General features: G+C 35.0%; 10 protein-coding genes and 1 other annotated feature. Of the genes, 8 read left to right on the forward strand and 2 right to left on the reverse strand.

Going from position 1 to position 6,203, the window contains the following annotated elements:
- From ACOX6R_RS06940 to rplL, 8 genes are all read left to right on the forward strand, one after another.
- Positions 1-767 (forward strand): helicase C-terminal domain-containing protein (locus ACOX6R_RS06940; RefSeq protein WP_433448639.1); only part of this gene is annotated, 767 nt, incomplete at its 5' end.
- A gap of 105 nt (positions 768-872) precedes the next feature.
- A complete protein-coding gene (rpmG, locus tag ACOX6R_RS06945) occupies positions 873-1,022 on the forward strand; it encodes a 50S ribosomal protein L33 (protein ID WP_010242627.1) in 150 nt (49 codons plus the stop codon).
- A gap of 9 nt (positions 1,023-1,031) precedes the next feature.
- A complete protein-coding gene (gene secE, locus ACOX6R_RS06950; protein WP_433448641.1) occupies positions 1,032-1,247 on the forward strand; it encodes a preprotein translocase subunit SecE in 216 nt (71 codons plus the stop codon).
- Between the two features lie 12 nt (positions 1,248-1,259).
- Positions 1,260-1,802 carry a transcription termination/antitermination protein NusG gene (gene nusG / locus ACOX6R_RS06955; protein ID WP_433448643.1) on the forward strand — a complete coding sequence of 181 codons (543 nt, stop codon included), beginning with the start codon at positions 1,260-1,262 and terminating at the stop codon, positions 1,800-1,802.
- A 48-nt stretch (positions 1,803-1,850) separates the two neighbouring features.
- Complete coding sequence (gene rplK / locus ACOX6R_RS06960) at positions 1,851-2,276, forward strand: 50S ribosomal protein L11 (protein WP_433448645.1); 426 nt, start codon at positions 1,851-1,853, stop codon at positions 2,274-2,276.
- Positions 2,277-2,316: 40 nt separating this feature from the next.
- On the forward strand, positions 2,317-3,021 hold the full coding sequence (gene rplA / locus ACOX6R_RS06965) for a 50S ribosomal protein L1 (RefSeq protein ID WP_433448647.1): 705 nt from the start codon (positions 2,317-2,319) through the stop codon (positions 3,019-3,021).
- A gap of 98 nt (positions 3,022-3,119) precedes the next feature.
- Positions 3,120-3,244, forward strand: a sequence feature (ribosomal protein L10 leader region).
- 6 nt (positions 3,245-3,250) lie between these two features.
- Positions 3,251-3,784 (forward strand): 50S ribosomal protein L10, encoded by a 534-nt coding sequence (gene rplJ, locus ACOX6R_RS06970; RefSeq protein ID WP_433448649.1) that lies wholly within the window; start codon positions 3,251-3,253, stop codon positions 3,782-3,784.
- A gap of 19 nt (positions 3,785-3,803) precedes the next feature.
- Positions 3,804-4,187: a 50S ribosomal protein L7/L12 gene (gene rplL, locus ACOX6R_RS06975; protein WP_433448650.1), complete on the forward strand. Its 384-nt coding sequence runs from the start codon at positions 3,804-3,806 to the stop codon at positions 4,185-4,187.
- Between the two features lie 114 nt (positions 4,188-4,301).
- On the opposite strand, the gene ACOX6R_RS06980 is transcribed toward rplL, so the two are convergent.
- Together ACOX6R_RS06980 and ACOX6R_RS06985 are read right to left on the reverse strand one after the other, a co-directional pair.
- Positions 4,302-5,294 (reverse strand): electron transfer flavoprotein subunit alpha/FixB family protein, encoded by a 993-nt coding sequence (locus ACOX6R_RS06980; protein WP_433448652.1) that lies wholly within the window; start codon positions 5,292-5,294, stop codon positions 4,302-4,304.
- 8 nt (positions 5,295-5,302) lie between these two features.
- Positions 5,303-6,100: an electron transfer flavoprotein subunit beta/FixA family protein gene (locus ACOX6R_RS06985; RefSeq protein ID WP_433448654.1), complete on the reverse strand. Its 798-nt coding sequence runs from the start codon at positions 6,098-6,100 to the stop codon at positions 5,303-5,305.
- Between the last annotated feature and the right edge of the window lie 103 nt (positions 6,101-6,203).

A 6,203-nucleotide genomic window follows, 5' to 3' on the forward strand; every position in this document is an offset into this window, starting at 1 on the left:
TTTTAAAAGTTCCAGTTGCTTCAATATTTTTCTCGGCAACTCTTACGCCTATTAAATACTACGGAAATCTACTTGGGGCAGATGATGATTCTTACTATTATAAAATAGAGTCGCCCTTTGATCCAAACAATCTACTCGTTTTAAGAAACGAAAATATTTCTACAGTTTATAGAGATAGAGAAGATTCTGTTGGAATAATTGTAAATAACTTAGTTGAATTTTCAAAAGACCATGGCAATTATATTTTCTTTTTCCCATCCTATGCCTACATGAGAAGAGTATATGATGAATATCAAAAGTACGATAGAAATGCAATAATACAAGAAAGTTCAATGAACGAAGAAGAGAGAGAAGAGTTTTTAAATTCATTTACATTCTCATCAGACACGAGAGCCTTTGCTGTAATGGGAGGAGTCTTTTCGGAAGGGATTGACCTTATAGGCAAGAGGCTTGTTGGGGCAGCTGTAATAACTTGTGGCATACCGGGAATATCTTTTGAAAGAAATATTTTAAAGAGCCACTTCGACAAGAAGTACAACAGGGGATATGAATATGCATATATTTATCCTGGAATGATTAAGGTCGTTCAGTCGGCAGGAAGGGTTATAAGGACATCAGATGATAGGGGGAAAATTCTTTTAATTGACCAAAGATTTTCAAAAGTTCCCTATAGAGATCTCATGCCAAAGACTTGGAATATAAAAAATTATACAAATATTACAGAGCTTTGTGAATTAATCGAGAGTTTTGAAAAAAACTGGGATTAAGAGTCGAAAAGTCTTTACAAATTAGAGCTTTTGTGATAATATTATCGAGTAAATTAAGAGGAGTCCCTTAGGCGGCTCTTTTTTTTAGCACTAGGAGGTGTTTTTATGGCAGATAGAGTAGTACTTGAATGCACACAATGTAAAAACAGAAATTATGTGACATATAAAAACAAGAAAAATACTACAGAAAGATTAGAACTTAAGAAGTATTGTAAATTCTGCAAAGAACATACAACTCACAAAGAGACAAAGTAAGGAGGATTTATGGCTACTAAAGGTGTAAACAAAGCTGACGAGAAAAAAGGCGGCTTTTCAAAATACTTTAGAGGTGTGAAATCTGAATTCAAAAAGGTTGTATGGCCTTCATTCGATACAGTAGTTAAGTATTCTATTATTGTAATCGTAGCAGTAATTCTTTTCGCATTACTACTTACAGTTTACGATAAGCTTATTATGTTCCTATTTAGACCTATATATTGAGGGGTGTTATAATTGGGAGAACAAGAGCTAAATACCAATGAAGCTAGTAAATGGTATGTAATACACACTTACTCTGGCTATGAAAAAAAGGTAAAAGACAATATGGAAGCCATGGTTGCAAACCGCGGCATGGAAGATCAAATCTTAGACATTAGAATTCCAATGGAAGAATATGTTGATTCTAAAGAGGGCGTTTCTAAGGTAAAAGAGAGAAAGATGTTCCCTTCATATGTATTGGTTAACATGATCATGAATGACGAAACCTGGTATTTAGTTAGAAATACAAGGGGAGTAACAGGTTTTGTTGGACCTGCATCTAAACCAGTTCCTTTAACTGATGAAGAAGTATTGCTCCTTGGAGTTACAGATAATAAAGAATTATTTGGAAACTACGAAGAAGGCGAAACTGTAAAAGTTATTAATGGACCTTTTGAAAACATGGTCGGTGTAATCGAAAGTTTTAATTACGACAAGGCAAAAGTAAAAGTTAGTATCTCTATGTTTGGTAGAGATACATCCGTTGAATTAGATTTCAATCAAATTATTAAAGAGTAAAGATGATGTGGGAGGGTAAACCCGCATATACCACAAGGAGGAAAAACAATGGCAAAAAAAGTCATAGCAATAGTTAAATTACAAATTCCTGCAGGAAAAGCAACACCGGCACCACCAGTAGGTACTGCACTAGGACCTCACGGTGTTAACATTATGCAATTTACTAAAGAATTTAATGCAAAGACTCAAGATCAACAAGGAATGATTATTCCAGTTGTACTAACAGTTTATCAAGACCGTTCTTTCACTTTTATTACAAAAACTCCACCAGCAGCTGTTCTAATTAAGAAAGCTCTTAAACTTGAAACAGCAAGTGGAGAACCTAACAAGAAAAAAGTTGGTAAATTGACTAAAGCACAAGTAGAAGAAATTGCTAAAATCAAAATGCCTGACTTAAACGCTGCAAATCTTGAATCTGCCATGTCAATGGTAGCAGGAACTGCACGTAGCATGGGTATAGAAGTAGAAGGATAAGTGGGAGACATAGTCGTAAGGACCACATTAGGAGGTAAATATGCCAAAAAGAGGAAAAAAATATCAAGAAAGCATTAAGCTAATCGACAGAGAAAATCTTTACGATGTAGCTGAAGCATTAGACTTAGTTGTTAAAACAGCAAAAGCAAATTTCGATGAAACAGTTGACCTTTCAGTAAGACTTGGAGTTGACCCAAGACATGCTGACCAACAAGTAAGAGGTACTGTAGTACTTCCAAACGGAACAGGTAGAGAAGTTAAAGTACTTGTTCTTGCTAAGGGAGACAAAATTAAAGAAGCAGAAGAAGCTGGAGCAGATTACGCAGGCGGAGAAGAATATGTAGAAAAAATCAAAAACGAAAACTGGTTCGACTTCGACATCGTAATCGCAACACCAGACATGATGGGTGTAGTAGGTAAAATCGGTAGAGTGCTAGGACCTAAGGGACTTATGCCAAACCCTAAATCTGGAACAGTAACATTTGATGTAGCTCAAGCTGTTAAAGAAACTAAAGCAGGTAAAGTTGAATATAGAGTTGACAAAGCTGCAATCATTAACGTGCCAATAGGAAAAGTTTCTTTCGGAGTAGAAAAACTTGACGAAAACTTCAGAACTATTCTTAGAGAAATCATAAAAGCTAAGCCAGCAGCAGCAAAAGGACGTTATTTAAAATCAGTAACTGTAGCTTCAACTATGGGACCTGGAGTTAAAATCAACGGACAAAAATTAATGGAAATAAAATAAAAACACCTAGGACAGGATCAATATTGGTCCTGTCAATTTTTTGTAAAATATAAAGAAAACTTATAAAATACTATTGACAAAATCTTACTAACTATATATAATATCAATGTTAATAGCCGCAGACAGTAGGTGGCATGTGCCTTAATTTCCTACCGAGGTTGAGAATTTGGATTATTATGCAATTTTCATCTCACGGCGGCGTGAGATTTTTTTATTTGGGGGTGACAAATTGAAAGAAGAAAAACTACAATCAAAACAAGCCCTAGTCGATGAAATCAAGGAAAATATTCAAGGAGCTCAATCTATAGTACTTGTTAACTACAGAGGACTTAATGTAGAAGAAGTTACTGAACTTAGAGCAAAGTATAGAGAAGCTAACGTAAATTATAAAGTTTATAAAAACACTATGATGAGACGTGCTTTCGAAGAACTTGGATACGAAGGTCTTGATGAAGTTTTTAAAGGACCAAGCGCTATCGCATTTGGAATGGAAGATCCAGCAAGCGCTGCAAAGATTTCAGCAGAATTCGCGGAAGATCACGAAGCTCTAGAAATCAAATCAGGTATGGTAGATGGAAAAGTGCTTTCTCTAGAAGAAATCGACGCACTAGCTAAATTACCATCTAAGGAAGTATTATTAGCACAAGTACTTGGAGGATTAAATGCACCAATCCAAGGACTAGCAAATGTATTAAATGGTACAATTAGATCACTTGCAATAGTTTTACAACAAATTGCAGAAAAAGAAGAACAAACAGCATAATATAACGGAGGAATAAAAAATGTCAGAAAAAGTAGAAAAATTAATAGAAGAAATTAAAGAACTTACAGTATTAGAACTATCAGAAGTAGTTAAAGCTCTAGAAGAAGAATTCGGAGTATCAGCAGCAGCTCCAGCAGCAGTAGCAGCAGCACCAGTAGCAGGTGGCGCAGCTCCAGCAGCAGCTGAAGAAAAAACTGAATTCGACGTAGTACTTGAATCAGCAGGACAAGAAAAAGTTAAAGTAATTAAAGTAGTTAAAGACATTACTGGACTTGGACTTAAAGATGCAAAAGCTCTAGTTGACGGAGCTCCTAAAGCAGTTAAAGAAGGAGTTTCAAAAGACGAAGCTGAAGAAATGAAAGCTAAACTTGAAGAAGTTGGAGCAACTGTAGAAGTAAAATAATTTATCTTAAATAAATTAGAAGAAGCCATCTATGATTACATAGGTGGCTTTTTTGATGCAATAAAAAAGGTAGCTAGTAAGAATAAAATATTTTAAGCTACCTTTTTGTTTTAATTATAATGCTTTAATTTTTTCTATAAGTTTTGGAACGAATTCGAATAGGTCTGCTACGATTCCGTAATGTGCTGTTTTAAATATTGGTGCTTCTGGATCGTTATTTACTGCAATTATTACTGATGAGTCTTTCATTCCGTTTATGTGTTGTATTGCTCCTGATATTCCAAGGGCAATGTATACGTCTGGTTTTACTACAGCTCCTGTAACTCCAACTTGAAGTTCTTTTGCACACCATCCAAGGTCTGCAACGGGTTTTGTTGCGCCCACATTTGCTCCAAGTGCTTCTGCAAGTTCTTCAACTAAGTGCCAGTTTTCTGCGCTCTTTAGTCCCATACCACCTGATACTACAACTTTTGAGTTTAGTAGTGATTCTAGTAGTGGGTCCATGTCAGATTTTTCAAAATCAACAAATGTTGTCTTAACATCTTCTTCTGTTAGGTTAGATTCTTCTATTATAATGTCATATTTATTGTCTTCATTTCTTAGTTGACGAACGAAGGCTCCTTTTCCTACAGTTGCTATCATTCTTTCTGATGATATTCTTACGTCTGAGAATAATTTTCCATCAAATGTTGGCCTTATGAATTTAATGTCGGATTTGTCGTCTGTAAGTTTTATGTCGTGACAGTCTGCTACAAGTCCTGTATTATTTTTTGCACAAATTCTACCAGCAAAATCACGTCCGTTTACTGTTGCGGGAATCATGATTAGTGCTGGATCATATTTATCGATTAAGTTTAGTATTACTTTTGTAAATGGAAGAGTAGTGTAGTGTTCAAGTAATTTGTCGTTTACTTGAATAACTCTATCTGCTCCGTATACTCCTGCTTCTTTTGCGATAACATCATTTTCATAACCGATTGTTACTACGCTAAGTTTTTTGTCCAATGCTTTTGATAGTTCTTTTGCTTTAGACATTATTTCGATTGTTATATTAGATAGTGTGTCGCCGTTTCTTTCTGCTATTACCCAAATATTTCCGTTTTTCATTTTATCACCTACACCAATACATGTTCTTTCTTAAGAAGTTCAACTACAAAATCTACATTTGCATCAAGTGAACCTTTATCGATCATTGTTCCGGTTTCTGATTTTTCTGGTGCATACACTTCTTTAACCCAAGTTTTTGATCCTTTTTGTCCGATTCTTTCTGGATCAAGGTTTAAACTTTCTGCTGTTAAGTTGTGAATTTCTTGAGTTTCTGCTATGTCGTTTCTTCCAAGTGCAAATTTTGATGGTTTGCCTACAGAGTCTTTTAAAGATGTTACAACGAAAGGTGTGTTTAATTTAACTGTTTCTGTGCCGCCTTTAGTTTGTCTTTTTACTTCGTAGCTTCCGTCGATGTAATCAATTTTACTTACATAAGTTACTTGGTTCATTTCTAGAAATTCTGCTAGTTGTGGTCCTACTTGACCTGTATCTCCGTCCATTGTTTGGTCGCCTGTAAAGATGATATCAAAGTCAGCTATTGATTTTGCTGCTTCTGATAGGGCGTAGGATGTTGCGATAGTGTCTGATCCTCTAAACTCAAGACCTTGTAGTAGATAAACTTCGTCAGCTCCCATTGCTATGCAGTCTCTTAAGTCTTTTTCTGCGCTAGGTGGTCCCATTGTAAGGACAGAAATTTTAACGTCTTCATTTACTTGTTCTTTTATATTTAGTGCGAATTTAAGTCCGCATAGATCAGATGGATTTATAATCATTTTTAGGCCATCTCTAATTAGATTGTTAGTTTCTGGATCTATTCTTGCGTTTGTTACGTCAGGAACAGTCTTAATACAAACTAAAATATTCATTATTTCCTCCTATATAATAGTAATATTTTGATTTAACATATATAGTATAACGCAAATGAGAAGATTCTTGTAGTAGATTATATATTTTATGAAGATATTTTAT

The sequence above is a fragment of the Peptoniphilus sp. genome, from assembly GCF_050943655.1.
Lineage (GTDB): Bacteria > Bacillota > Clostridia > Tissierellales > Peptoniphilaceae > Peptoniphilus_A.